We start from the raw sequence: 24112 nt of genomic DNA on the forward strand, positions 1-24112 counted from the left end.
AAGATGTGGAAGACCTGCGTGGTATCTTCCTTGTTGCGGATCAACGCGCGGAAATGCGTCCAGGCGCGCTTCCAGTCGTACCGGGGATTGAGGCGACCGGGGATCAGGATCGGCGTTTCGGCGCGCGATTGCTGCGCGGCGATTGCGAATGCGTCATGGCTTGCTGGCATTTCCATGAAGCCTAGCTAGGATTAACTGACACTAATGTCAATAGTTCGTCCTGCGACTATTCCCACACCCAGCATTCGCGCGGGATGCCGAGCAGTTCAAGCACGCTCGTCAGGTCACCACGATCGATCCAGCCGTCCGCCGCTGCGCGCGCCTTCGGCTTGGCGGCATAGGCAAGGCCGTAAGTCGCTGCCTCGATCATCGGAATGTCATTCGCACCGTCTCCGGTGGCGAGCGTGACAGCCCCCTCGCCCAAGCGCGCCGCTTCTTCCAGCAAGACTGCTTTCTTGACGCTGCTATCGGTGATCGATCCGATCAATCCGCCGGAAAGTTCGCCACCCAGAACCTCCAGCCGATTGCCGACGACCATCTCAAAGCCAAGCTGCTCCGCCACCGGATCGGCAAACTGGTGGAAACCACCGGTGACAAGCACCGTCTTGCAGCCATGGGCCTTGAGCGTTTCGACCAGCACTCGTGCGCCGGGCATCGGCGAAATTCGCGTGGCAAGGCATTCGGCAATTGCACCTTCCGAAAGCCCCCGCAGCAGCAGCACGCGCTCACGCAGCGCCGCCTCGAAATCGAGTTCGCCCTGCATCGCGCGCTCGGTAATCGCGGCGATCTGCGGCTTCAGGCCCGCGAAGTCCGCCAGTTCGTCGATGCATTCAGCCATGATCATCGTCGAATCCATGTCTGACACGAAAAGCGAGGGCACGCGCGGCACGTGATCGGCGACGATCAGGTCGCTGGGCTTGAACTGCGCGTCAAGTACTTCGCGCACCACAAGCGGATCGCCATCGACAATATCGAATTCGAGGACATTGGCGCAGGCATCGAGCATCGCCGCCCCCGCCACCTTGCAACCGCGCACGGTCATGCTGGCAATCGCCGCATCGACGTGTGCCGACATCTGGTCTGGTTCTGCTATGACGCGCGCGATGAGCAACGTAGATTCTCCTGATAAGCCGCCGCTGGCGCTCATTGCAGGGCCGACGGCGAGCGGCAAGAGCGATCTGGCAGTCCGGCTGGCCAAGGTGCTGGAATCGGTTGGCCGGCGCGGCGTGGTGATCAATGCCGACAGCGCGCAGGTCTATGCCGACCTCGAGGTTCTCAGCGCCCGCCCATCCGTAGATGAGATGCAAGGGGTGGAGCACCGGCTCTTTGGCGATTGGGATGGCGCGCAGGCCTGTTCCGCCGCGGACTGGGCTGAACGCGCGCGCGTTGAGATCGAGCTCGCCCACGAAGACGGCGCGGTCCCGATCCTCGTCGGCGGCACCGGGCTCTACATCCGTACCTTGCTTGACGGGATTGCCCCCGTCCCTCCCGTCGACCCGCAGGTGCGGGAAGCCGTGCGCGATATGCCCCTGGCTGACGCGGCCATGGCCTTGCAGGCAGAGGACCCGGATCGGGCAGCACGGCTTGGCCCGGCGGATTCAGCGCGTATCCGGCGTGCTCTGGAAGTGGTGAGGTCGTCGGGCCAACCCTTGGCACATTGGCAGCAACAGCTGAGCGGCGGCATTGGCGGAGCGGTAATCCTGCACCCAGCGATCCTGCTCCCTGACCGTGCGTGGCTCTACGAGCGATGTGACCGCCGCTTCGCCGCCATGCTGCAACGCGGCGCGATTGCCGAAGTTGAAGCATTGCTGGCCCGGCAACTTTCCCCTGACCTTCCCGTCATGCGTGCCATCGGTGTGCCGGAGATCGCTGATTTCCTGCGAGGAACCGCCATTCTTGAGGATGCGTTGGCACGCGGCAGCCAGTCGACGCGCAATTACGTCAAGCGCCAGATCACCTGGCTCCGCCACCAGCCCCCGACCGATTGGCCAAGGGTAGAGTCAGAACATTTTAATGAGGGCAATATATTCGCATCATTATTACGTGATTAGCTATTGACACGTTATTTCCTGTCGCCTACCGCGCTGCACAACGAGCCACCCCGGTGGTTCTAGCGAGCTGGAGAGGTGACCCGGCGCAGTAACCTGTGCCGGGTCAGTCTTTTTAGCGGCCCAGAGTGGTAATTTGAGGAGTGAGTACTGTGAGCCAGGAGCGCAGCGGCGCAAGCATTCTGGTCGAAAGCCTGGTGCGGCAGGGTGTCGAATTCGTATTCGGCTATCCCGGCGGCGCGGTGCTGCCCATTTACGACGAACTGTTCGCCGAACAGCGCGTCCGCCACATCCTCGTCCGTCACGAAGCCGGCGCGGCCCACGCTGCGGAGGGCTATGCCCGCTCGACCGGCAAGCCTGGCGTCGTGCTCGTCACCTCCGGCCCCGGGGCGACCAATGCTGTCACTGGCATTGCCGACGCTTTCCTCGATTCGATCCCGCTGGTGGTCATCACCGGACAAGTGCCAAGCTCGCTGATCGGATCGGACGCGTTCCAGGAAGCCGATACAATCGGCATCACCCGGCACTGCTGCAAGCACAACTACCTCGTGAAAGACCCGAGCGAGCTCGCCGCGGTCATCGACGAGGCGTTCCAGATCGCCACCACCGGCCGTCCCGGCCCGGTTGTCATCGACATTCCCAAGGACGTCCAGATCGCCACGGCGACCATGTCCGATGGCCCGCCGCAGCGCCGCAACCGCTACAACCCGCGCACCTCGGCGAGCGAGAGCGAAATTGCCAAGGCGATCGAATTGCTCGCCAATGCCAAGACGCCGGTGTTCTATACCGGCGGCGGCGTGATTAATTCCGGCCCGCGCGCCAGCGACCTGCTGCGCCAGTTGCAGACACTGACCGGCGCCCCGCTGACTTCGACGCTGATGGGCCTTGGCGCTTTCCCGGCGGACCATGCCGACTGGCTCGGCATGCTGGGTATGCATGGCACTTACGAAGCCAACATGGCGATGAATCAGGCGGACCTGATCGTCTGCGTAGGCGCGCGGTTTGATGACCGCGTTACCGGACGTCTGGATGCCTTCGCGCCCAATTCGACCAAGATCCACATCGATATCGACCGCAGCTCGATCAACAAGACCGTTGCCGTCGACCTGCCGATCGTGGGCGATTGCGCCGAAGTCCTTGGCCAGCTGATCGAGGCATGGGGCAGCCGCAAGGCGCAGGACCTGACCGCGTGGAAGGCCCGCGTTGAGGAATGGCGCGGCAAGAAGAGCCTGTCCTATACCAAGTCGAAGAGCGAAATCGCTCCGCAGCTGGCTATCGAACGCCTGTTCCAGCTGACCAAGGACAAGGACCCGATCATCTCGACCGAGGTCGGCCAGCACCAGATGTGGGCGGCGCAGCACTTCCACTTCTTCGGCCCGAACAAGTGGCTCACCTCGGGCGGTCTTGGCACGATGGGCTATGGCCTGCCCGCCGCCATCGGCGCGCAGCTCGGCAATCCGGACAGTCTGGTCATCGATATCGCCGGCGAAGCTTCGATCCAGATGAACATCCAGGAGCTTGGCACTGCCAGCCAGTTCCGCCTGCCGGTGAAGATCTTCATTCTGAACAACGAATACATGGGCATGGTCCGCCAGTGGCAGGAACTGACCTATGAGAGCCGCTATTCGAACTCCTATTCGGACAGCCTGCCCGACTTCGTGAAGCTGGGCGAAGCCTATGGCTGGAAGGGCATCCGCATTGAAAGCGAAGACCAGCTCGACGCCGGCATTCAGGCGATGATCGACCATGATGGGCCGGTGATCGTCGATTGCATGGTCGCCAAGCAGGCCAACTGCTTCCCGATGATCCCCTCGGGCGCGGCGCATACGGACATGATCCTGCAGGGCGATGTTGTCGCCGGGACCATGGATGATGAAGCCAAGGCGCTGGTGTAAAGGGGGGACCTCATGATGAAGATCAAGCAACAGGAATCCGAGCGACACGTCCTCGCCATCACAGTCGATAACGAGGCGGGTATTCTCGCCAAGATCGCCGGGCTGTTCACCGCGCGCGGCTATAACATAGACAGCCTGACCGTGGCCGACATTTCGGAAAACCACGCGGTCAGCCGGATCACCATCGTCACCCAGGGCCCGCCCGCAGTGATCGACCAGATCCATGCCCAGCTTGAACGGCTGGTGCCGGTGCACAAGGTCGTCGACCTCAGCGAAAACGGCCCGCATGTTGAGCGCGAACTGGCGCTCATCAAGGTTGCCGGCAAGGGCGACAGCCGGGTCGAGGCGCTGCGCGTCGCCGACGTGTTCCGCGCAAAGGTGGTCGATACCACGACTGCCAGCTTCATTTTCGAACTGACCGGCACGCCCGAAAAGATCGACAGCTTCATCGCCATCATGCGCGAACTGGGGCTGGTCGAAGTGGGACGCACCGGCATCGTCGGCATGACGAGGGGGCCGGAGGGGGCCTGAAATTTCGCTGCGCCGCAGGGCGCGGCTTCATCTGCATCAATATTCAAGAGGAAGTGACATGAAGGTCTATTACGACGCCGATTGCGATATCAACCTGATCACGGACAAGAAGATTGTCGTGCTCGGCTATGGCTCGCAGGGCCACGCCCACGCCCAGAACCTGCGCGACAGCGGCGTCAAGGACGTCGCCATTGCCCTGCGCGAAGGTTCGGCCACGGCGAAGAAGGCCGAGGGCGCCGGCTTCAAGGTGATGTCGAACAAGGACGCAGCTGCCTGGGCCGACATCATCATGATCCTCGCTCCCGATGAACATCAGGCCGCGATCTATGCCGAAGACCTGCACGCCAATCTGAAGCCCGGTGCGGCGCTGGCCTTCGCTCACGGCCTCAACATCCACTTCGGCCTGATCGAGCCCCGCAATGACATCGACGTGATCATGATCGCGCCGAAGGGCCCCGGCCACACCGTGCGCAGCGAATACCAGCGCGGCGGCGGCGTTCCCTGCCTCGTCGCCGTCCATCAGGACAAGACCGGCAACGCGCATGATGTCGCCCTCGCCTATGCCTCGGGCGTTGGTGGCGGCCGCAGCGGCATCATCGAAACCAACTTCCGCGAAGAATGCGAAACCGATCTGTTTGGCGAGCAGGCCGTGCTCTGCGGCGGCACCACCGCACTCGTCCAGGCTGGCTTCGAAACGCTGGTGGAAGCCGGCTACGCCCCCGAAATGGCCTATTTCGAGTGCCTTCACGAGCTCAAGCTGATCGTCGACCTGATGTATGAAGGCGGCATCGCCAACATGCGCTATTCGATCTCGAACACCGCCGAATACGGCGACATCAAGACCGGCCCGCGCATCATCACCGAAGAGACCAAGAAGGAAATGAAGCGCGTCCTCGCTGACATCCAGTCGGGCCGCTTCGTCAAGGACTTCGTGCTCGACAACCGCGCCGGCCAGCCCGAACTGAAGGCTTCGCGCATCGCTGCGAAGCGCCACCAGATCGAGGAAACCGGCTCCAAGCTGCGCGCCATGATGCCGTGGATCGGTGCCAACGCACTGGTCGACAAGTCGAAGAACTGATCCAGCCTTACCGCTGACAACAATGCAGGCGCCCGGTCATCACGACCGGGCGTTTTGCGTTGGGGCTCAGCGCGGGTCGATCGCGGCGAAGGCGGCGCGCAGTTCGCGGGCGAAGATATCCGGCTGCTCCCACGCGGCAAAGTGTCCACCCTTCTCCGCCGGGTTCCAGTAGACGATATTGCGGAACATTCGTGTCGTCCATTTGCGCGGGGCCTTGGTGATCTCGCGCGGGAACGGGCTGAACGCGGCAGGCACATGAACCTCGCCGGTCTGGGCGATGGCGTCGAAGCTCTCCCAATAGAGCCGTGCGGCGGATGCGCCGGTCGCGGTCAGCCAATAGACCATGATGTTGTCGAGCACCGTGTCATAAGACAGCGCGTCTTCAGGCCGGCCGGCATTGTCGGTCCAGGCCCACATCTTCTCATAGATCCACGCGGCGAGCGCAACGGGACTGTCGACCAGCCCATAACCGATCGTCTGCGGCCGGGTGGACTGGATCTTCGAATAGCCCGAATCCCAGTCCATGTAGTGCCGCCCCGCCCGCAGCGCCTCCTTGACTTCGGCGTCATCATCGAGCCGATCCTCGGCAGTCGGCCGCGCCATCGGCATGTTGAGATGCAGGCCTGCCAGGCCTTCCGGGGCCTGCGCGCCCAGGGCTGCCGTGACGATCGCTCCCCAATCGCCGCCCTGCGCGAACCACCGCCTATACCCGAGCCGCGCCATCAGCTCGGTCCAGGCGCGGGCAATCCGCTGGACGTTCCAACCAGCGCTCGCCGGTTTACCAGACCAGCCGTAACCCGGCAGCGATGGCACGACGACGTGGAAGGCATCACTTGCCATGCCGCCATAGGCCTCTGGATCGGTCAGGCGCGGGATTGCTTCGAGGAATTCGATCACCGACCCGGGCCAGCCGTGCGTCAGGATCAGCGGCCGCGCATCCACGTGCCGCGAACGGACGTGGAGGAAATGGATATCGAGCCCATCGATCTCGGTGACGAATTGCCCGAAGCCATTGAGACGATCCTCGCACTGCCGCCAGTCATACCCTTCGCGCCAATAGGCAACGAGGCCTTGCAGCGCCGCGAGCGGAACCCCCTGTGACCAATCGCTAACGCATTCGCGCTCTGGCCAGCGGATACGGGCAAGCCGTTCCGCCAGATCGTCAAGTTCCCCCTGGCCAATCTGGAGCGCGAACGGCCGAATCGTTGTCATTGCCGCATCATGCCCCCGCGATGAATGTTTCGCGACGCCCTGCATGGCATTTCACCCGCTTGGTCATCTTTCCTTTCCCGCCGCGACGTTCATAATCGCCGGAAATCGGGCAAGCATCGCCCGAGTACAGGGAGACGGCATGGAACGCTCATTCGCAGTCGGTTGGCGGCAAGTCGGGGCCTGCATGGTCTTGCTGGCGGTTACGGCGATGATCACTTCGTCCTACAGCGTGCTGGCCGTGCCGCTTGGCAAGGAATTCCGGCCGAGCCGAATGGTCCTCATGTTCACGATGACCGTCCTGTCGGGTGTGTCCGCAGTCATATCGCCCAGTGTCGGCAAGCTCCTTGACCGGGTGTCGCTGCAGGCCGCGATGGCAGTGGGGGGAGTGCTGCTCGCGCTGGGGTTCATCGCCATCAGCTTTGCGCAGACCTTCAACCAGGTGCTCATCGTTTATGGCGTGCTTGTCGCCCCGGCAAACCTCCTAATCGGGCCGCTGGCCTGCACGGTGCTGCTGACCCGCTGGTTCGCCAAGCGGCGCGGGGCGGCGCTGGGCGTGGCTATCGCCGGCATTGCTGCGGGCGGCGTCATTTTTCCGCCGATCATCCAGTACCTGCTCGCCGAGTACGAATGGCGCATGGGGCTGCGACTGCTGTCGCTGATCGTCCTTGCCATCACCCTCGCGGCGGCAGCATTCGTAGTGAATAATCCGGCCGAGCGCGGGTTTCATCCCGACGGCGCGACGGTTGATCCCGAGGCTGCGGTAGAGGTCAACAAGGTGCGCACGATCGCAGCCAGCACCCTGCTGCGCGATCCGTCTTTCTGGATGGTAGCTGTGCTGGTGGCGACAGTCACCGCCGGTCTCAAGGGCATGGTGACGAACCTTGTCTCCCTGGCCACCGATGTCGGCATCGCGGCAGGTTCTGCGGCGTTCCTCGTCTCGATGTACGCTTCCAGCGGCTTCGTGGCCAAACTCGGTTTTGCCGCGATGGCTGACCGGATGAACCCGCGCCACCTGATGGCCACCAGTCTTGTCGGCTATGCCGTTGGCTGCGTGGCGATGATCTGGGCCGACGCCGGCTTTGCCGCGATTGCGCTGGGCGTCATGCTGATGGGGTTTTTCGGTGGCATGATGATGCCGATGGAGAGCTTCCTGATCCCGCGCATCTGGGGCCGCGAAGTCGTCGGGCGCGTCGGCGGTATGCTCAATCTGGTCATACTCTCGTTCCTGCTGATTTCGCCGCCCCTTTTCGGGCGGATCTATGACATCACCGGCAGCTATGACGTGATCTTTGGCCTGTTCGCCGCACTTGCCATCATGATGCTCTTGCTGGTTCCAGTCGTCCGCCTGGGGGCCGCCAAACCTTCGATCGAGGCAGATCCGATCGCCTGATCGTTTTTGCGCTCGATCAAGGATGGCACTGGCCGTCTTCGTCTAAACCGCGATTTGAGAACACCGTTCTCAGCATTTGCCGGAGGACAAGACAATGGATCTGATACCCGCCAGCCTCGCTGCCAATTACAACTGGCAGCAATCGCTGATAGCCGCCGTGGCCATCATTGCCATCACCATGGCGCTGCGTGCTCTGGGCACTGCCCTAATACCCACGTTCCGCGAATCCGCGCGGATCAACAAGGCCAGCTATGTCGAAAAGATGCAGCGCCCAACCTATGCGGCCAACCAGGCCTGGAACCGCAAATGGGGCTTCTTCTTTTGGGTAGTGATCTTTGCCGCCATCGTTCCGTTCGCGATATCGACAGAACTGCATTCGATTGGCCGGGTTCTGCGCGACTGCGCGATCATCCTGCTGGTCTACGACTTCTTCTACTACCTCGTGCACCGCTTCCTGTTTCACGATAGCGGCTATTTCAAGGGCCCGCTGATGTGGGTCCATGCCGTCCACCACCGCCAGCACAACCCGTGCCGGGGCGATTCGAGCTTCATCCATCCAGTTGAAGTGGCGGGCGGTCTTGGCCTTTATGTCGGGACGATTCTGGGACTGTCCTTTCTGCTGGGCGTGTTCTCGGTGCCAACCGTCGTCATCACGTGGATCGCCTTTTCGGAGATCAACCAGCACAACCACGATCTGTGGCCGACCGACAAGTTCCCGTTCAAGTACCTGAACACGATGTCGGTGATGCACCACAACCACCACGCCCATTTCACCGGCGGCAACTTTGCGACGATCAGCCTGCTTTATGACTGGATTTTTGGCACGCTCGATTACGGCAAGGGCTATGGCAATGTCGTTCATGCCCGACCCAAGAAGGAAGCGACCGAAGCCTGAGCGGGGCGGCTTTCCTACAGGCGGGGACAAGGTGTATGCTTCCCCCCTCCTGCACCCGAATACACCCATACGATGCCGTTCCGCTTCAATCTGTTCGAACTCTTGAAAGCCGCGCCGTTGGCGCGGCTTTCACGCATCCGGGCCTGCGCTTATGGAAAATTCACGCGAATGGTTCAGCGCGTATTTCATCAACTTGCATTTCGCGCAATTGGCCGAAACTGGGGCTTTACAAGGCCCGCGCGCTTGCCCATAGGCCTTGGTCATGATCAGGAACCTCGGACTTACGCTGCGACTTACACGCCCTTGGGCGTGAATTGCCGTGTCGGCTCTCCCGGCGCGGCTAACGCCCAAGGGATTGACCGCCGAACGCACCGCAGCCCGATTTTCCGAGTAACGCCATGACCATGTTGAAAGATCCTTCGGCCAAGTACCGGCCCTTCCCGCAGATCCAACTGCCTGACCGGCAGTGGCCATCACGCACGATCACCAAAGCTCCGCGCTGGCTTTCGACTGACCTTCGCGATGGCAACCAGTCGCTGATCGATCCGATGGGCGCGGAAAAGAAGACGCGTTTCTTTGATCTGCTGATCAAGCTGGGCCTCAAGGAAATCGAAGTTGGTTTCCCCGCCGCCGGCGCGACCGAATATGACTTCATTCGCGGCCTCGTTGATAACGGCCGCATCCCGCAAGACGTATTGGTCCAGGTGCTGACCCAGTCGCGGGAAGACCTGATCCGCACTTCGTTCGAGAGCCTCGCCGGCGCCCCTGCGGCCATCGTCCATGTCTACAACGCGGTGTCGCCACTGTGGCGGCAGGTCGTGTTCGGCATGGAAAAGGCCGACATCCGCGCCATCGCCGAGAACGGCGCAAAGTATCTGCGTGATAACGCCGCGCGCTTCCCACAGACCGACTGGCACTTCGAATATTCGCCGGAAACCTTCTCCACTGCCGAAGTCGATTTCTCGATCGAATGCTGCGAGGCGGTGATGAATATCCTGCAACCGACGCCCGAAAAGCCGATCATCCTCAATCTGCCAGCCACGGTGGAAGCCTCCACCCCGAACATTTACGCCGACCAGATCGAATACTTCTGCCGCAACCTGCCGAACCGCGAGAGCGCAGTGATTTCACTGCACACCCACAACGACCGGGGCACCGGCGTTGCGGCGGCGGAATTGGGCCTGATGGCTGGCGGCGACCGCATCGAAGGCTGCCTGTTCGGCAACGGCGAGCGCACCGGCAACTGCTGCCTGGTGACCGTCGCGCTCAACCTCTACACGCAGGGCATGGATCCGGAACTGGACTTCTCGGACATCGACGAGGTCATCCAGACGGTCGAATATTGCAACCAGCTCAAGGTGCCTGAGCGCCATCCCTATGGCGGCGAACTTGTCTTCACGGCATTTTCAGGCAGCCATCAGGACGCGATCAAGAAGGGCTTTGCGGCGCAGGAAACGCGCAACGATCCGCTGTGGTCGGTGCCTTACCTGCCGATCGATCCGGCGGACCTTGGCCGTTCTTACGAAGCCGTGATCCGCGTCAATTCGCAAAGCGGCAAGGGTGGTTTCGCTTGGGTGCTCGAACAGGATCAGGGGCTGAAACTGCCCAAGCGGATGCAGGCGCATTTCAGCCGGCATGTGCAGGATCTGGCCGATGAACTGGGCCGCGAATTGCAGGCGCCGGACATCTGGGACGTGTTCCGCAAGGTCTACCGCCTCGACGATCCGCAGCACTTCCAGTTGGTCGATTACGAGGAAACCAAGGCTGCCGATGGCTCCCGCCTGTTTGCCGGCAAGATCGGCGTCGATGGCCGCGAGCAATCGGTTTCGGGACGCGGCAACGGGCTGATCTCGTCAGTCTGCGCGACCTTGGCCGAATCCTTTGAAATCCAGCTTGAAGTGCGCGACTATTCCGAACACGCAATGGGCAAAGGCGCCGATGCGCGCGCCGCCGCCTATGTCGAATGCGTCGGACCGAATGGTCAGGTGATCTGGGGCGTTGGTATTGACGAAGACGTTGCCACAGCGGGCGTCCGCGCCGTGCTCAGCGCGGCGAATGCCCTGAAGTAAAAAGCGGCCTCCTCCCTGACTGCGGGAGGAGGCTGGCTTTTCAGTCAGCTTTTTTCGGCAGCCAGATTTCGGCGGTGCCGGTGCACATCTTCACGCCGCGCTGGTTTTCCATCAAGTGCTTGACGTGGATCAGGTGGCGGCCCTCTGTGTCGACCGACTTTTCGGTCACTTCGGCAGTCTGGATGGTGACATCACCAGTCAGCGCCGGACCGCGATAGTTGGCGGTGGAATGCACGACCATGCCGTGCTCCCCTGCCCAGCCCGACAGGTAATCCGTAACCCACGAGCCCATTGATGCGCCGTAACCATAGCCGCGCGGCATGCCGATGCGGCGGGCATATTTGGGGAACAGGTGCCCGCGTGACGGGCCGTAATAGGCGCCGTCGGTCAGGAACGTGTTGTCGAGCAACATGTCGGGATCGTTCTCGTACCCGGCCATCTCGCGCGTGAAGCCCAGCGCTTCGAGATCGTTCTTCCGCAGGTCCATCGTGCCCCAGTTGTTCACCAGATAGGCGCGCCATTCGGTGGTGAAACTGGCGACCGAATGTGGCCCGAACAGGCGTTCATCCAGCTTGTCACCCACTGAGACGTCATCCCACCAGCGCTCCTTGTGGCCTAGGTCGCGCAGCATCTTCACCCAGGTGAAGCGGCGCGCATCGAAGGCGTCCATGTCTTCGTCGGTCCATTCCGGCTCAGCGAAGTCGGCCTCGTTGACAGAACCGCCGCCCGCCGAAGCGAGATAGCGGATCGCAGTCGAACGCTGCCTGGCAATCGCCTCGCCGTTCTGGTTGACGTAATTGTTGTCACCGCGTTGGAAGCAGGTCGGGCCAAAGCCGGTTTCCTTGACGACATAGTCGAAGGGAACACGCTTGTTTTCCACAGTGTCGCCCGGAAGGATCCGCGGGCCATAGAACCACCATTCGTCGCCGCCGAACAGCAGGTGCGAATTGGCGATCTTGCCAACGCAGGCCGGACCGGCGCCGTGTCCGTCATCGGTAGCAATCGCGAAGCTCTGCGGTGCGACCAGCTTGGCGAACCGGCCCTCTCCGGCGAACTTCGGATCAAAGTGCAGCAGGTTGGGATAGTGCATCGCATGGACCCACCGGCGGATGTCATTCCCGGCGATTGGCTCGCGCAGAAATGACTGATCCATCGGCTTGCCGAGGTAGTTGTCGATATCCGAACAGTCGAAGACTTCGGCCATGCTGATTGCTTTCCTTATGCCGGGCGCACGGGCAGTTCGACCGTGGTCTTGGCCGTGGCCAGAACCGAACCGAGCTGGTTGGTCATGCGGACGTCCATCTTGACCATGTGGCGGCCGTCTTCATCGACGAACTTGTCGGTGATCTTGGCGGTCTGAATGGTGATGTCGCCGGTCAGCGCGGGGCTGCGGTAGTTGCAAGCCGAATGGCGGACCATGCCCCATTCACCGGCCCAGCCCGAAGCATAGTCAGTCAGCCATGCGCCCATCGACGCACCGTAGCCATAGCCGCGCGGCATACCGATGTAGCGAGCCCAGCGAGGGAACAGGTGGCCGCGGCTCGGCCCAATGTAGGCGCCGTCGGTCTGTTCAGGGTTGATCCGTTCCAGCGTGGGGTCCTGCTCCTTGCCGGCCATGGGGCCGACAAAGCCGAGCGCCTCGATATCGAGATCTGTGCGGCGGTGCGTGGTGCCCCAGCTTGTGAACAGGTAGCTGCGCCATTCAGTGGTGAAGCTGACGATCGAGTGCGGCCCGAACACGCGCTCGGGCAGGTCCTCACCAACGGTGACCGTGTCCCAGTAACGCGGCGAATGGCCAAGATCGTGCAGCATCTGGATCCAGGTGAACTTGCGATCCTCCAGCGATTCCAGCTCTTCATCGGTCCACACCGGATCGTCCTGACCTTCGGTGCTGCCGCTCTGGCTCGCTTCGCCGGCGGCCTGCAGGTAGCGGATCGAGGTCGAGCGCTGCTTGGCGACGAGCTCGCCGTCCTGATTGTAATAGAAATTGTCGCCGCGCTGGAAGCAGGTAGGGCCGAACGACGAGGTGTTCTTGACGTTGTAATCAAACGGAATACGTTCATTGAAAACGCGCTCGCCCGCCTTCAGCGTCGGGCCATAGAACCACCATTCATCACCGCCGAACAGCATGTGCGAATTGGGGATCATGCCGATGCACGACGGCGCCGAACCGTGCGCGCAATCCATCACCACCGGGAAGCTCTGCGGAGCGACCAGCTGGCCGTGGCGGCTCTGCGAGGCGTAGTTGTGATCGTAGTGCAGCAGGTTGGGATAGTGCATCGCCTGGACCCAGCGGCGGATATCGCTGTTGGCGATTGGATCGACCATCCGGGCCGGCTGCATCGGCTTGCCGATGTAGTTGTCAAGATCGGAACAATCGAGTTCTGGCGCGCTCATCGGTAAAGTCTCCCGCAAATCAGTTGCCGATGCCTTCGGCCAAGTGCCCTGCAAAGGCAATCTGACTTGATCTGGCTGACCACCTGAACAGCCGAAAAGCGCCCGCGCGATCACCCCTGATTGCTCGACAATGGGGGCAAACTGCGGCTATCGCCCGGCAATGAGCTTGCCCGCACCGTTCGATCGCCTTCGCCTGCCCGTCATCGGGTCGCCGCTTTTCATCATTTCCGGCCCGGAACTGGTGATCGCCCAGTGCAAAGCCGGGATCGTCGGCAGTTTCCCGGCTCTCAATGCCCGGCCAGCGAGCCAGCTTGACGAATGGCTCCATCAGATCACCGAGGAACTGGCCGCGCACAACCGCGCCAATCCCGAACGGCCTGCGGCTCCGTTTGCCGTCAATCAGATCGTCCACAAGACCAATGACCGACTGCAAAGCGACCTTGCCGCTTGCGCCAAGTGGGCCGTGCCGATGCTGATCACCTCGCTGGGCGCGGTGAAGGAAGTCAATGACGCGGCGCACAGCTGGGGCGGCATCGTGCTCCATGACGTCATCGACGACCGCTTTGCCCGCAAGGCCATCGACAAGGGCGCAGACGGATTGATCCCGGTGGCTGCCGGTGCCGGTGGCCATGCTGGCGTACTTTCGCCCTTTGCGCTGATGCAGGAAATCCGCAGCTGGTTCTCCGGCCTTGTCGCGCTGTCCGGCTCAATCGCCTGCGGCCGCTCAATCCTTGGCGCGCAGGCACTCGGCGCGGACTTTGCCTATATCGGCAGCCCGTGGATCGCCACTACCGAGGCCAACGCTGTCGATGCCTACAAGCAGGCAATCGTCGCCGGCAGCGCTGATGACATCGTCTATACCAACCTGTTCACCGGCATTCATGGCAACTACCTGAAGCCCTCGATCGCCGCTGCCGGCCTCGATCCCGATGCCTTGCCTGAGAGTGATCCAAGCAAGATGAACTTTGGTTCGGGCGGGAACGCTGCGGCAAAGGCATGGAAGGATATCTGGGGCTCGGGCCAGGGCATCGGCGCGGTGGACGCGGTTGAAAGCGTGGCCGAGCGGGTCAACAAGCTCGCCGCCCAATATGCCGAGGCCCGCACCGAACTGGCTGGGCGGACCGCGGGCTTCGCGCTTTAAGGGCCTTCGGTCGCCGCCCAGAGCAGGTCGGCCATGGCGTCAAGGTCACTGAAGTCGGGCTTGTGCAATGCTGGATCGCGGCTGTTGAGCGGGATCGGGTGGCGCGATGGATCAAGCAAGCGCCGGCGCAGCGCAGATTGCAGCAGGTCCAGACGGAACAGCGCGTCTTTCGCCGCAACGTCGGACCTGCCGCCTGCTCGCCAGTCGCGTTCGATCCGGGCGACGCGGTCTATGGCCAGCGCATTGTAGCGATGGTGCGGCCCGCGGTGCATCGGCAGCGCCATCATAGTCGCCGTCCTGTCGCTGCATGGGAGCAGCAAGCCGTTGCGGCGGAAATCGTCAAAGCCGATGCGGTCGAGTCCCACGCTCTCGAAGAACTGGCCAAAGCACCGCATCGAGAGCAGTTGCAGCGGCAACAGATGATGTCGCTGAAGGCCAGCGTTATAGTCCGAGCAACCATAGCGATTGACGGCGCGGAACCGCAGCTCCTTGGTTCTGGTTTCGCCGGTGCCTTGATTGGCCAGTGACCCAGATGCTGTTTCCGGTCTCCTGACCTGTCTGATTCCCTGCGGCTCGCCCGCGCGGATCGTCAGACCGATCGCCACAGACGCAGCACTCCGTTTTGTGCCGGCAGGTCGGCGTGAATTGCCCTGCCCTGGCTATCGACCAGCTGGCCGATGTCGCGGGTCCCCGACAGAACGATGGCATGCATGGCCCGCGCGGCCAGCTTGGCACGATCAGCCATCGATTCGCCAGCGAGCGGTTCGATGGCGATTTCGTATCCGGCGAACAGGGCGAACCCTTCGCTTTCCAGGCCACCATCATCACGTGTCGTCAAACCTGTCAGGCCGAGCGCGGGAAATGCGCCGCCCGAAAGCCAGGCCCTGACGCTACTCATGAAATAGGACGGTGCCATGCGCGTGGCCGATGTCACCCAGCCGACCGCCTCGAGACCGGGCAGCCGCGCAAGTTCTGCGCCAAGTCCGGCGAGGATGCGCAGCACCGGCAGCATGGTCGCCGAACCGGCAAGGTGCGGGCCGGGCGTCAGTCGCAGCGCATCGCTGCCTTCGGCATAGTCGCCCTGGGAAAGCCCGAAATAGTGGCTGGCGGGATCGATCCCTTCCGCCGGAAAGGGCTCAAGCCCGTGCAGGTCGAAAGTCAGCCCCATGGCCAGCAGTTCAAGCCAGCCTTCATCGGGCTCTGGCATCAGGCTGACGGAGAATGCCGTGCTCTCAGCCGGACGCGTCGCAAGGCGCAGAATCGCCTCGACATTCGGGCGCATGCCCTTGGCAAAGTGCAGGCTGAGTCCCGGACTGGATGGAATTGGTCTATCGTTCACATGCGCGGCAAATTGAATTGCCCTCCCTGCCTGTACATGGTGAATTGCTTGCTTTTCCAAGCGCGTCGACCCCTCAATCCACGATATTGACTAATATATCCGTGCGGCTTCAGTAGATACCGATCCGTATACCTTCGGCGAAGGCCTTGCCCAGATCGTGGCAGCGTTCAAGGTCTTCTGCCTCAACCGTCTTCCACGCCCGTATCGATTCGGGACTCTGGGCATTCAGGTTCACGATCAACGGATCGGCTACCCGGCGAAGACGCCAGCCGGCCACGATCCGGTCAATCTGGACTCCGGCACCCTGCCCGCCAGACCCAGCAGCAATTGCAGTGACATAGGCGCGGCCTTCGATCTTGCCCAGCACAGCAAAGTAGGTTCGATCGAACATGTCTTTCATGATCCCGCTCATGCTGCCGAGGTTCTCGGGACAGACGAAGATGAGACCCGCCGCGCCGAGTATAGCATCGACATCCGCATCCTGCGCGCGATGCAGCCGTGCGAGGTCGCCAGCGCCTTCGGCAATCGACCGCGCCATGGCTTCGCCCGCTCCGGTCCGGCTGTGCCAGATGATGGCCAGTCCACCGGCTTCAGCCATCGCTTTCGCTCGGCAGCCTCAGCACCCCGTTCTCCCTGTGAGAACTCCGCCCATGATACCGCCCAGCCCCTTAGGCTTGCAATTCGGGCGAGGTTGCTGCGGCCCCCGCTCATCATCCGAAGCCATTCCGCCGGGCATACCGCCCGACATTCCGGGCATGTCCATCCAGCTCGTCGTCGAGCGGTGGCGGACGCGCGCTGTCCATTGCAAGGCCCAAGCCGCTTTCGGGTCCGCCGGGCGCGGCGGATAGGAGAAGGCCTCCTCCGGACCGAAGGCCGTCAGTGTTCCCATACGGAAATCCGTAGCTGCCTTGACCTCGGCAGGCACGATGCATGTTGTCGCGCCGGGCGGCAGTAATGTCTTGTTGGTCACCAGCGGAGAGACTTGCGACGGCGAAAGCCAGTCCTGCAGTCCGCCGCCGAACTGGCGCGAGGCGCTGCTCGACCACATCACCATATCACCCATGTCGCCGTTCGGGCCCTGCCTTGCGCCGAACAGGTGGGCATAAAATCCGGTGGCATCGGGAACCGCGTTCCAGCGCAGCATGCCCGCGCCCGATGGCAGCGAACTGGTGCGTACATTGAGCGCGGTCATGAAGTCCTTCATCAGGGTGAAGCCGATCTCCGGGCTGTAATTGCCAGCAACCCGGTGCGCGCCAAGCAAGGATGCATCAGTTCGTATCGCCTTGTTGCCGCCCATCGTATCCTCGTTCGGCCAGCGTCCGAAGGTCTTGCTGTTGGTCAGCGTCGGGCCCCAGTCGCGCAGTACCGTGATGGACCACATGCCCGGCGGCATCTGGCCGGCAGCCAGCTTGGCGAAATCGATCACCACCGGCTGACCCTTTGGCGCATGTTCGCCGCAGCCCCAAAAGATCAACATGCGGCCCTTCGGCCTTTCGTTGCCCATCTGCGGCAATTCATCGCGGGCATCACGTTCGGCCTGCGGGGTAAGCAGCGGCACCGATTTGCCCAGTTTCGCCGCCGGCGGCATGAAGTGATCGGCCTTGGGCGCACCCTTCACCGGAGGCTGCCCTGAACCGAGCCGCAAGTATAATTCATGCTGCGGGGCGCTGTTGCCGCCGCCGCCAAACGCCATGCCCATCGCACCGCGCATCCCGCCGCCCATCGCTCCCATCCCGGTCACAGTTCCTGCGCGCATGTCATAGCGCGCAACCGGGCCGCTGGCAGGCTTGGTCTGCGCCTGCAAAGGCATCGCCAATCCGGCGACGGTGCAAACGGCAATAGAAGCTAAAAGGGCAGACTTCGGAGATGCGAACATGGCTCGATCCTTTCGATTGGACACCCGCGGCCACTCAATACCCCCCTGCCGCGATTGTCAATTTTCGGCAGACGCGGCCTGCCTGCCCTTTCCGCGCGGGCCCAGAGAGGCTAGCGCGGATGGCATGGCCACCCGTGCATCCTCCGTCGCCTCAGTCGAACAATCGCTTTCAGGCAAGGCGTGGCGTTGGCGTGCCGGCAACATGGACCTGGGGGATGGCGCTTTCCGTGGGGGCGGTCTCGGGGACGACCTCGTCGCCCAGTTATTGATGGCGCGCGGCGTGGCCCGTGATGATCTCGATCGGCACCGCAATCCCAGCCTGCGCGGCTTCTTGCCCGACCCGTCGATCTTCCGAGATATGGAAGATGCCGCCAAGCGCCTCGCCGCCGCCGTGACCAGCGGAGAGAAGGTTACGATCTACGGCGACTATGACGTCGATGGTGCCACCAGTGCCGCCCTGCTGATCCGCCTGATGCGGGATCTGGGCGCCGATCCGGCCTATTACATTCCCGACCGCCTGCTCGAAGGTTACGGCCCATCCGGCGAGGCGTTGGTCCGTCTCGCGCACGACGGCTCGACGCTGATCATCACGGTTGATTGCGGTGCTATGGCCTATGAGGCGCTGCAAATGGCAAAGGATGCCGGCGTCGACGTGGTCGTTGTCGACCATCACAAATGTTCGGCCGTGCTTCCCGCTGCGCTCTGCCTCGTCAATCCCAACCGTCTGGATGAAAATGACGAAGCCGCTGCGCATGGCCACCTTGCGGCTGTAGGCGTTGCCTTCGTACTGGCAGTCGCGCTGGTCCGGAACCTGCGGAATGCGGGCTGGTTCGCCGAGCGCAAGGAACCGGATCTGTTCGGCCTGCTCGATCTCGTTGCGCTGGGAACGGTTGCTGATGTGGCGCAGATCAGGGGCCTCAACCGCGCTTTCGTGGCGCAGGGTCTGAAAGTCATGGCCCGGCGTGAGAACATAGGCATGGCGGCGCTGATCGATGCCAGCCGGCTGTCGCGCGCGCCGACCTGCAGCGACCTCGGCTTCGCGCTCGGTCCGCGGGTGAATGCCGGCGGGCGGGTGGGCGAATCCACGCTGGGCGTGCGCCTGCTGACCACGCAGGACCCCGACGAAGCCCGCGCCATTGCCGCGCAGCTCTCGCAATTGAACGAAGAACGCCGCGCCATTGAGGCAGCCGTGCAGGAAGCTGCCGAAATGCAGATCGACCGCCAGCACAACCGTGCGGTGATCGTGCTTGCCGGCAATGGCTGGCATCCAGGGGTCATCGGCATCGTCGCCGGGCGGGTGAAGGAAAAGACCGGCAAGCCCACGCTGGTCATCGCGCTCGATGCTGACGAGGCGGGCAACGGCAAGGGATCAGGCCGATCGATCACCGGCGTCGATCTGGGCGCAGCGATCATAGCTGCGCGCGAATCCGGACTGCTGATCGCCGGCGGCGGGCATGCCATGGCGGCGGGTCTCACGGTGGCGCCCGGCAAGCTGGAAGCCTTGGCTGACTGGCTTGACGAAAAGCTCGCTACCGATATCCTCGCCGCGATGGCGGGCCAGTCGATGCTGCTCGACCTCAGCCTGTCACCGCGCGGACTGACGCCGCAGCTGGTGACCGAACTGGAAAGCGCCGGCCCCTTCGGTATGGGCTGGCCGGCACCGCGAATCGCGATCGGGCCGGTTCACCTGATCAAGGCAGACATTGTCGGCACCGATCACGTCCGTCTGCTGGCTGGCGGCAACGATGGCGCGAGCTTCAAGGCGATCGCATTTCGTGCCGCGCAGAGCGATCTCGGTCAGGCGCTGCTGCATGGCTCCAAGGGCCGAAAGCTTTGGCTGGCCGGGCGCGCCAAGATCGATGACTGGGCCAGCCGCCCTCAGGCGGAGCTGCATCTGGATGACGCAGCCTGGGCCGATTGATGATTTGTTCAATTACAGGGCTTGACCGTTTTTAGGTCTCCCACTAAGTGCGCGGCCTCGCCTCGGCGCAAGCTGGTGCGGCCCCTTCGTCTAGCGGTTAGGACGCGGCCCTTTCACGGCTGAAACACGGGTTCGATTCCCGTAGGGGTCACCAAGCTTTTGCAAGTTTGGGCTTTTGCAGGCTCGGCCGGACCTATCCGGCCCCTTCGTCTAGCGGTTAGGACGCGGCCCTCTCACGGCTGAAACACGGGTTCGATTCCCGTAGGGGTCACCAGCCGTTCAGCGCTTAACCAAGCCCTGCACGAAGTTCCTCGCTTCATGGCGTGCGCGGTCTTTGTTCGTCTGGACGGGCTCGACATCGTTGCGGTCGCGCGTGGCGATCAGGACTTGCGCCTTGAGCGGTTCGTAAAAGCGCACGCCGCAGGTTCGCAGGCTGGCCCAGACGATCATGCCGAAAGCATCGAAATCGCCCATTCGATCAGTACGTCCTGCCCCGGCTGCGGCGGGTCATCGCAGGCGATGCGGCCGCCGAAATAGGACAGGTCGAGCAGTTCTGCCGGCCATGCCTGTGCGGTGGTCATCATGCGCGCAGCGAGGCGCAGGCGCAGCCGGCTGGTGACGCGCTTGCCGACTTCCGGCAGGATGTGATCAAAGCTGATATGGCCCATGTGCGCATCATGCCGCCGGACAGGCAAACAGGCGCTGTGCGCGGGGCTAGGCATTTTTCCGTGGCGGCTTTTGGATGAAAACCTTCGGAGTTCAGTGAAAGTCGCGCGAACCGGGGATGATCCGGGCATCGCGCGGGTGGCCGTGGCTCCATCCGCAGTCGCGGTTTGCCGGGCCCGGCGCCTGCCAATCTTCGGCTTGCCATTCTTCGGGCTGGAACCGCGATGGCTGTGACCGTGATGGGAGGGGTCGGCTGACATGATCGGCGCGGGCGACCGGGCTGCTGAGCATATCGTCGGACAAGGCATGGAGGCTCGCCGTGGCGTCGGTCAGCTGGCTGACGATCACGTGGATCACCTCGTCATCGTATTCCACCCGCCCGCGCACTTCCATCAGCCGGGCGCTCATGATGATCTTGCGCTGTTTTTCCATGATGTCGGGCCAGATGACGAGGTTGGCGACGCCGCTTTCATCCTCGATGGTGATGAAGCAGACGCCCTTGGCGCTGCCGGGGCGCTGGCGGATCAGCACGACGCCGGCGACCTGCACCGCCGAGCGATACTTGCGCGCGCGCAGGTCCGCCGCCCGGACGAAGCCGCGCTCGGCCAGTGCGGGGCGCAGGAAGGCCATGGGGTGGGCTTTGAGCGACAGCCGCTGGGTCTGGTAGTCGGCGACCACCTCCTCGCTGAGCGGCATGGCGGGGAGCTGTGTGGCGCGTGCCTCAGCCCCCTCGCCCCGCGCCTTCATAGCGGCGAAAAGGGGTAGCTCCGGCGCTGCAATCAGGCTGCGCGCATCCCACAAGGCCTGCCGTCGGGTGATCTCGAGCGAATTGAAGCAATCCGCCGCCGCGAGCCGCTCGACCAGCGCCGGGGATAGTCCCACCCGCTCCTGCAATTCGCGCACGTCGGCAAAGCGCCCGGCCTCCTCCCGCGCCGAAACGATCCGCGCTGCCGCCGCTTCGGAAAAGCCATCGACCTGCCGTAAGCCGAGGCGAAGAGCGATGTGCCTGCCCTCCTCTTCCAACGTGTTGTCCCAACCGCTGCAATTCACATCGACTGGCAGCACCGGCACGCCATGCTCGCGCGCATCGCGGACGATCTGCGCCGGGGCGTAGAAACCCATCGGCTGCGAATTGAGCAGCGCGCAGGCGAAGGCCGCGGGGAAGTGGCACTTCAGCCACGATGAGACATAGACCAGCAGGGCAAAGCTGGCCGCGTGGCTTTCAGGGAAACCATATTCGCCGAAGCCCTTGATCTGGTTGAAGCACCGCTCCGCAAAGTCGGGATCATAGCCGCGCGCGATCATGCGGCCGACCATCATGTCCTGCAATTCATCGACCATGCCGCGCGACCGGAAAGTCGCCATCGCCTTGCGCAGGCGGTTGGCCTCTGCCCCGGTGAACTTGGCCGCATCGAGCGCGATCTTCATCGCCTGTTCCTGAAAGATCGGCACCCCCAGCGTGCGACCGAGGATCGAGGTCAGCTCGTCCGGAGGGCCATGCGCCGGGCCGGGCGCGGGTATCTCCACCTTCTCCGCCCCGCGCCGCCGCTTGAGATAGGGGTGGACCATGTCGCCCTGGATCGGTCCGGGCCGCACGATCGCCACTTCGATCACCAGATCATAGAATTGGCGCGGGCGCAGGCGCGGCAGCATGTTCATCTGGGCGCGGCTTTCCACCTGGAACACGCCGAGCGAATCGCCCTTGCATAGCATGTCGTAAACCGCCGGGTCCTCCTTGGGCACGGTGGCCAGCGTCAGGTTCTGCCCGTGGTGCGCACCCAGCAGGTCGAGGCACTTGCGGATGCAGGTGAGCATGCCCAGCGCCAGAACATCGACCTTGAGGATACCCAGCGCCTCGATATCGTCCTTGTCCCATTCGATGAAGCTGCGCTCGGGCATGGCGCCGTTGCCGATCGGCACGGTTTCGGTCAGCGGGCCCTGCGTGAGGATGAAGCCGCCGACGTGCTGCGACAGGTGGCGCGGCATGCCGATCATCTGCTCGGTCAGCGCCAGCACGCGGCGCAAGTGCGGATCATCGAGATCGACGCCGGTCTCGCTGGCGACATGGGCCTCCTTGATCGAGCGCCCGTGCCCGCCCCAGACCGTGCGGGCCAGCACGCCGGTCAGGTCTTCGGACAAGCCCATCGCCTTGCCCACCTCGCGGATCGCCATGCGCGGGCGGTAGTGGATCACCGTGGCGCAAAGCCCGGCGCGGTGGCGGCCATAGCGGGCGTAGATGTACTGGATCACCTCCTCACGCCGCTCGTGCTCGAAATCGACGTCGATGTCGGGCGGCTCGTTGCGGTCCTCGGAGATGAAGCGGTCGAACAGCAGCGAGTGCCGCGCGGGATCAACCGCGGTGATTTCCAGCACGTAACATACCGCCGAATTGGCCGCCGACCCGCGCCCCTGGCACAGGATCGGTGGCTCCTGCGAACGGGCGAAATCGACGATGTCCTTGATGGTGAGGAAATAGCGGGCGAGTTGCAGCTTGCCGATCAGCTCCAGTTCGCGGGAGAGCGTGGTGCGCACGTCCTGGGGCAGACCACCCGGATAGCGCCCTTCCGCCCCCTGCCAGGTCAGCCATTCAAGCTGCTCCTGCGGCGTGCGGCCTTCCGGACAGGTTTCCTCGGGGTATTCATAGCGCAGTTCGTCAAGGCTGAAGCGGCAGGCATCGGCCACCTGCCGCGCCGCCTCGATCGCGTGCGGCCAGCGGGCAAAGAGCCGGCACATGTCCTCTGGCGATTTCAAGTGCCGCTCGCCATTGGCCTCAAGCAGGTAGCCGGCCTTGGCGACCGTGGTCTTGTGTCGGATCGCGGTCATCACATCGTGCAGCGGGCGGCGTTCGGGGGCGTGGTAGAGCACGTCGTTGGTGGCAAGGATGCCCATGCCGTTTTCTCGCGCCATGGCATCGAGCGCGGCGATGCGGCGGATGTCGTCACCGACATGGAGATAGCTCACCGCGATGTGGCGCAGGCCTGGCAATTGCGCGCGCAGGTTGGGGAGCAGGGTTTCCAAACACCCTTTAAGCAATCGCTCCCCGGATACTGGTTCTCCGTCCAGCCCGATAACATTGCTCGCCACCGCCAAGGTGAATTCCGAGGCCAGATCCCTCGGCGGCACCAGCACCAGCTGCACCCCCTCGGCATGGTCCGCCAGCATGGGAACCGTGATCTCGCAGACGCCCTTGTCCTGCCATTCGCCATCGGGCCGCGCCATGCGCCCGGCGGAAATCAGGCGGCACAGGCGGCCATAGGCCATGCGGTCCACCGGATAGGCGAGGAAGGTCAGCCTCTCTACCGTCTCGATCCGGCAACCGATGACTGGCCGCAGCCCCAGCGCCTTGGCCTCGCCATGCAAGCGCACCACGCCGGCCATGGTGTTGGCATCGGCAATGCCCAGCGCGTCATAGCCAAGCCGCCGCGCGGTGAGCGCCAGGTCCACCGCATCGGACGCCCCGCGCAGGAACGAGAAGCAGCTCGCCAGGCCGAGTTCCACGAAAGGCGCGGCATCGGCAGGCGGCAGCATGGATTGCTCCACGCGGCGGCGTTCGGGGGTCAGGGCGGCTTCAGGCACGGGTGCGACAACATCGGTAAGTGGGTTATACGTTCCTTTTATGTTCTTTTTATCGAGCCGGCGAATCCTTTTGTCGGC

The 24112-nt window shown here is 63.2% G+C and carries 20 protein-coding genes and 2 tRNA genes; 11 read left to right on the forward strand and 11 right to left on the reverse strand.

The annotated features are described in order from the left end of the window. Positions 1-226: 226 nt before the first annotated feature. Positions 227-1075, reverse strand: a complete 849-nt coding sequence (gene serB, locus RMO89_RS01600; RefSeq protein WP_310530818.1) for a phosphoserine phosphatase SerB — start codon at positions 1073-1075, stop codon at positions 227-229. Between the two features lie 28 nt (positions 1076-1103). Here serB and miaA point away from each other — a divergent pair, with 28 nt between their 5' ends. The 4 genes from miaA to ilvC all read left to right on the forward strand — a co-directional run bounded on the left by miaA (position 1104) and on the right by ilvC (position 5552). Beyond that, positions 1104-2051, forward strand: coding sequence for a tRNA (adenosine(37)-N6)-dimethylallyltransferase MiaA (gene miaA, locus RMO89_RS01605; protein ID WP_310530819.1), 948 nt, complete (start codon positions 1104-1106; stop codon positions 2049-2051). A gap of 149 nt (positions 2052-2200) precedes the next feature. Further along, positions 2201-3943, forward strand: coding sequence for a biosynthetic-type acetolactate synthase large subunit (ilvB, locus tag RMO89_RS01610; protein WP_310530820.1), 1743 nt, complete (start codon positions 2201-2203; stop codon positions 3941-3943). Between the two features lie 15 nt (positions 3944-3958). Next, complete coding sequence (ilvN, locus tag RMO89_RS01615; RefSeq protein WP_310530877.1) at positions 3959-4474, forward strand: acetolactate synthase small subunit; 516 nt, start codon at positions 3959-3961, stop codon at positions 4472-4474. Positions 4475-4532: 58 nt separating this feature from the next. Then, positions 4533-5552, forward strand: a complete 1020-nt coding sequence (ilvC, locus tag RMO89_RS01620; RefSeq protein WP_310530821.1) for a ketol-acid reductoisomerase — start codon at positions 4533-4535, stop codon at positions 5550-5552. A gap of 66 nt (positions 5553-5618) precedes the next feature. On the opposite strand, the gene RMO89_RS01625 is transcribed toward ilvC, so the two are convergent. Further along, entirely contained in the window at positions 5619-6764 is a 1146-nt protein-coding gene (locus RMO89_RS01625; RefSeq protein ID WP_310530823.1) for an epoxide hydrolase, read from the reverse strand. A gap of 139 nt (positions 6765-6903) precedes the next feature. Between RMO89_RS01625 and RMO89_RS01630 the strand changes: the two genes are divergently transcribed. The 3 genes from RMO89_RS01630 to leuA all read left to right on the forward strand — a co-directional run bounded on the left by RMO89_RS01630 (position 6904) and on the right by leuA (position 11118). Further along, complete coding sequence (locus tag RMO89_RS01630) at positions 6904-8154, forward strand: MFS transporter (RefSeq protein WP_310530824.1); 1251 nt, start codon at positions 6904-6906, stop codon at positions 8152-8154. A 94-nt stretch (positions 8155-8248) separates the two neighbouring features. Further along, positions 8249-9049, forward strand: a complete 801-nt coding sequence (locus tag RMO89_RS01635) for a sterol desaturase family protein (RefSeq protein WP_310530825.1) — start codon at positions 8249-8251, stop codon at positions 9047-9049. Positions 9050-9447: 398 nt separating this feature from the next. Continuing rightward, on the forward strand, positions 9448-11118 hold the full coding sequence (gene leuA, locus RMO89_RS01640; protein ID WP_310530827.1) for a 2-isopropylmalate synthase: 1671 nt from the start codon (positions 9448-9450) through the stop codon (positions 11116-11118). Positions 11119-11158: 40 nt separating this feature from the next. Here the strand turns inward: leuA and RMO89_RS01645 are convergent, their stop codons facing one another. Continuing rightward, positions 11159-12322, reverse strand: coding sequence for a MaoC family dehydratase N-terminal domain-containing protein (locus RMO89_RS01645; RefSeq protein WP_310530828.1), 1164 nt, complete (start codon positions 12320-12322; stop codon positions 11159-11161). A 14-nt stretch (positions 12323-12336) separates the two neighbouring features. Beyond that, complete coding sequence (locus RMO89_RS01650) at positions 12337-13515, reverse strand: MaoC family dehydratase N-terminal domain-containing protein (protein WP_310530829.1); 1179 nt, start codon at positions 13513-13515, stop codon at positions 12337-12339. 160 nt (positions 13516-13675) lie between these two features. Between RMO89_RS01650 and RMO89_RS01655 the strand changes: the two genes are divergently transcribed. After that, a complete protein-coding gene (locus tag RMO89_RS01655) occupies positions 13676-14656 on the forward strand; it encodes a nitronate monooxygenase family protein (protein WP_310530830.1) in 981 nt (326 codons plus the stop codon). Here RMO89_RS01655 and RMO89_RS01660 read toward each other — a convergent pair. The 4 genes from RMO89_RS01660 to RMO89_RS01675 all read right to left on the reverse strand — a co-directional run bounded on the left by RMO89_RS01660 (position 14653) and on the right by RMO89_RS01675 (position 17805). Next, positions 14653-15261 (reverse strand): AHH domain-containing protein, encoded by a 609-nt coding sequence (locus RMO89_RS01660; RefSeq protein WP_310530831.1) that lies wholly within the window; start codon positions 15259-15261, stop codon positions 14653-14655. The two genes, RMO89_RS01655 and RMO89_RS01660, sit on opposite strands and share 4 nt — an antisense overlap. Next, on the reverse strand, positions 15246-15995 hold the full coding sequence (locus RMO89_RS01665) for a hypothetical protein (protein ID WP_310530832.1): 750 nt from the start codon (positions 15993-15995) through the stop codon (positions 15246-15248). Before RMO89_RS01665 ends, RMO89_RS01660 begins: the two co-directional genes overlap by 16 nt. Positions 15996-16104: 109 nt before the next feature. Continuing rightward, positions 16105-16593, reverse strand: a complete 489-nt coding sequence (locus RMO89_RS01670; RefSeq protein WP_310530833.1) for an NAD(P)H-dependent oxidoreductase — start codon at positions 16591-16593, stop codon at positions 16105-16107. Between the two features lie 18 nt (positions 16594-16611). Further along, complete coding sequence (locus tag RMO89_RS01675) at positions 16612-17805, reverse strand: hypothetical protein (protein ID WP_310530834.1); 1194 nt, start codon at positions 17803-17805, stop codon at positions 16612-16614. Between the two features lie 190 nt (positions 17806-17995). Between RMO89_RS01675 and recJ the strand changes: the two genes are divergently transcribed. From recJ to RMO89_RS01690, 3 genes are all read left to right on the forward strand, one after another. Next, positions 17996-19792 (forward strand): single-stranded-DNA-specific exonuclease RecJ, encoded by a 1797-nt coding sequence (recJ, locus tag RMO89_RS01680; protein WP_310530835.1) that lies wholly within the window; start codon positions 17996-17998, stop codon positions 19790-19792. A 79-nt stretch (positions 19793-19871) separates the two neighbouring features. Next, a tRNA-Glu gene (locus tag RMO89_RS01685) sits at positions 19872-19946 on the forward strand. Between the two features lie 45 nt (positions 19947-19991). Beyond that, a tRNA-Glu gene (locus tag RMO89_RS01690) sits at positions 19992-20066 on the forward strand. A 5-nt stretch (positions 20067-20071) separates the two neighbouring features. On the opposite strand, the gene RMO89_RS01695 is transcribed toward RMO89_RS01690, so the two are convergent. From RMO89_RS01695 to RMO89_RS01705, 3 genes are all read right to left on the reverse strand, one after another. Continuing rightward, positions 20072-20266 (reverse strand): hypothetical protein, encoded by a 195-nt coding sequence (locus RMO89_RS01695; RefSeq protein ID WP_310530837.1) that lies wholly within the window; start codon positions 20264-20266, stop codon positions 20072-20074. Further along, the gene (locus tag RMO89_RS01700) at positions 20239-20460 is read right to left on the reverse strand and encodes a hypothetical protein (protein WP_310530839.1); all 222 of its coding nucleotides are present in this window, start codon (positions 20458-20460) and stop codon (positions 20239-20241) included. The genes RMO89_RS01695 and RMO89_RS01700 overlap by 28 nt, the downstream gene beginning before the upstream one ends. A 91-nt stretch (positions 20461-20551) precedes the next feature. Further along, a complete protein-coding gene (locus RMO89_RS01705) occupies positions 20552-24034 on the reverse strand; it encodes an error-prone DNA polymerase (protein WP_310530840.1) in 3483 nt (1160 codons plus the stop codon). Between the last annotated feature and the right edge of the window lie 78 nt (positions 24035-24112).

Source organism: Novosphingobium sp., from assembly GCF_031424035.1.
Classification (GTDB): domain Bacteria; phylum Pseudomonadota; class Alphaproteobacteria; order Sphingomonadales; family Sphingomonadaceae; genus Novosphingobium.

Excerpts from the sequence above, each read along its gene's own strand:
- RMO89_RS01655 (WP_310530830.1), top strand. The coding sequence starts at position 13,676 with ATGAGCTTGCCCGCACCGTTCGATCGCCTTCGCCTGCCCGTCATCGGG.
- RMO89_RS01670 (WP_310530833.1), bottom strand. The coding sequence starts at position 16,593 with ATGGCTGAAGCCGGTGGACTGGCCATCATCTGGCACAGCCGGACCGGA.
- RMO89_RS01645 (WP_310530828.1), bottom strand. The coding sequence starts at position 12,322 with ATGGCCGAAGTCTTCGACTGTTCGGATATCGACAACTACCTCGGCAAG.
- miaA (WP_310530819.1), top strand. The coding sequence starts at position 1,104 with ATGAGCAACGTAGATTCTCCTGATAAGCCGCCGCTGGCGCTCATTGCA.
- RMO89_RS01635 (WP_310530825.1), top strand. The coding sequence starts at position 8,249 with ATGGATCTGATACCCGCCAGCCTCGCTGCCAATTACAACTGGCAGCAA.
- ilvC (WP_310530821.1), top strand. The coding sequence starts at position 4,533 with ATGAAGGTCTATTACGACGCCGATTGCGATATCAACCTGATCACGGAC.
- leuA (WP_310530827.1), top strand. The coding sequence starts at position 9,448 with ATGACCATGTTGAAAGATCCTTCGGCCAAGTACCGGCCCTTCCCGCAG.
- RMO89_RS01700 (WP_310530839.1), bottom strand. The coding sequence starts at position 20,460 with ATGGGCCATATCAGCTTTGATCACATCCTGCCGGAAGTCGGCAAGCGC.
- RMO89_RS01630 (WP_310530824.1), top strand. The coding sequence starts at position 6,904 with ATGGAACGCTCATTCGCAGTCGGTTGGCGGCAAGTCGGGGCCTGCATG.
- serB (WP_310530818.1), bottom strand. The coding sequence starts at position 1,075 with ATGTCGGCACACGTCGATGCGGCGATTGCCAGCATGACCGTGCGCGGT.
- RMO89_RS01675 (WP_310530834.1), bottom strand. The coding sequence starts at position 17,805 with ATGCCTTTGCAGGCGCAGACCAAGCCTGCCAGCGGCCCGGTTGCGCGC.
- ilvN (WP_310530877.1), top strand. The coding sequence starts at position 3,959 with ATGAAGATCAAGCAACAGGAATCCGAGCGACACGTCCTCGCCATCACA.
- RMO89_RS01695 (WP_310530837.1), bottom strand. The coding sequence starts at position 20,266 with ATGGGCGATTTCGATGCTTTCGGCATGATCGTCTGGGCCAGCCTGCGA.
- recJ (WP_310530835.1), top strand. The coding sequence starts at position 17,996 with ATGGCCACCCGTGCATCCTCCGTCGCCTCAGTCGAACAATCGCTTTCA.
- RMO89_RS01650 (WP_310530829.1), bottom strand. The coding sequence starts at position 13,515 with ATGAGCGCGCCAGAACTCGATTGTTCCGATCTTGACAACTACATCGGC.
- RMO89_RS01625 (WP_310530823.1), bottom strand. The coding sequence starts at position 6,764 with ATGACAACGATTCGGCCGTTCGCGCTCCAGATTGGCCAGGGGGAACTT.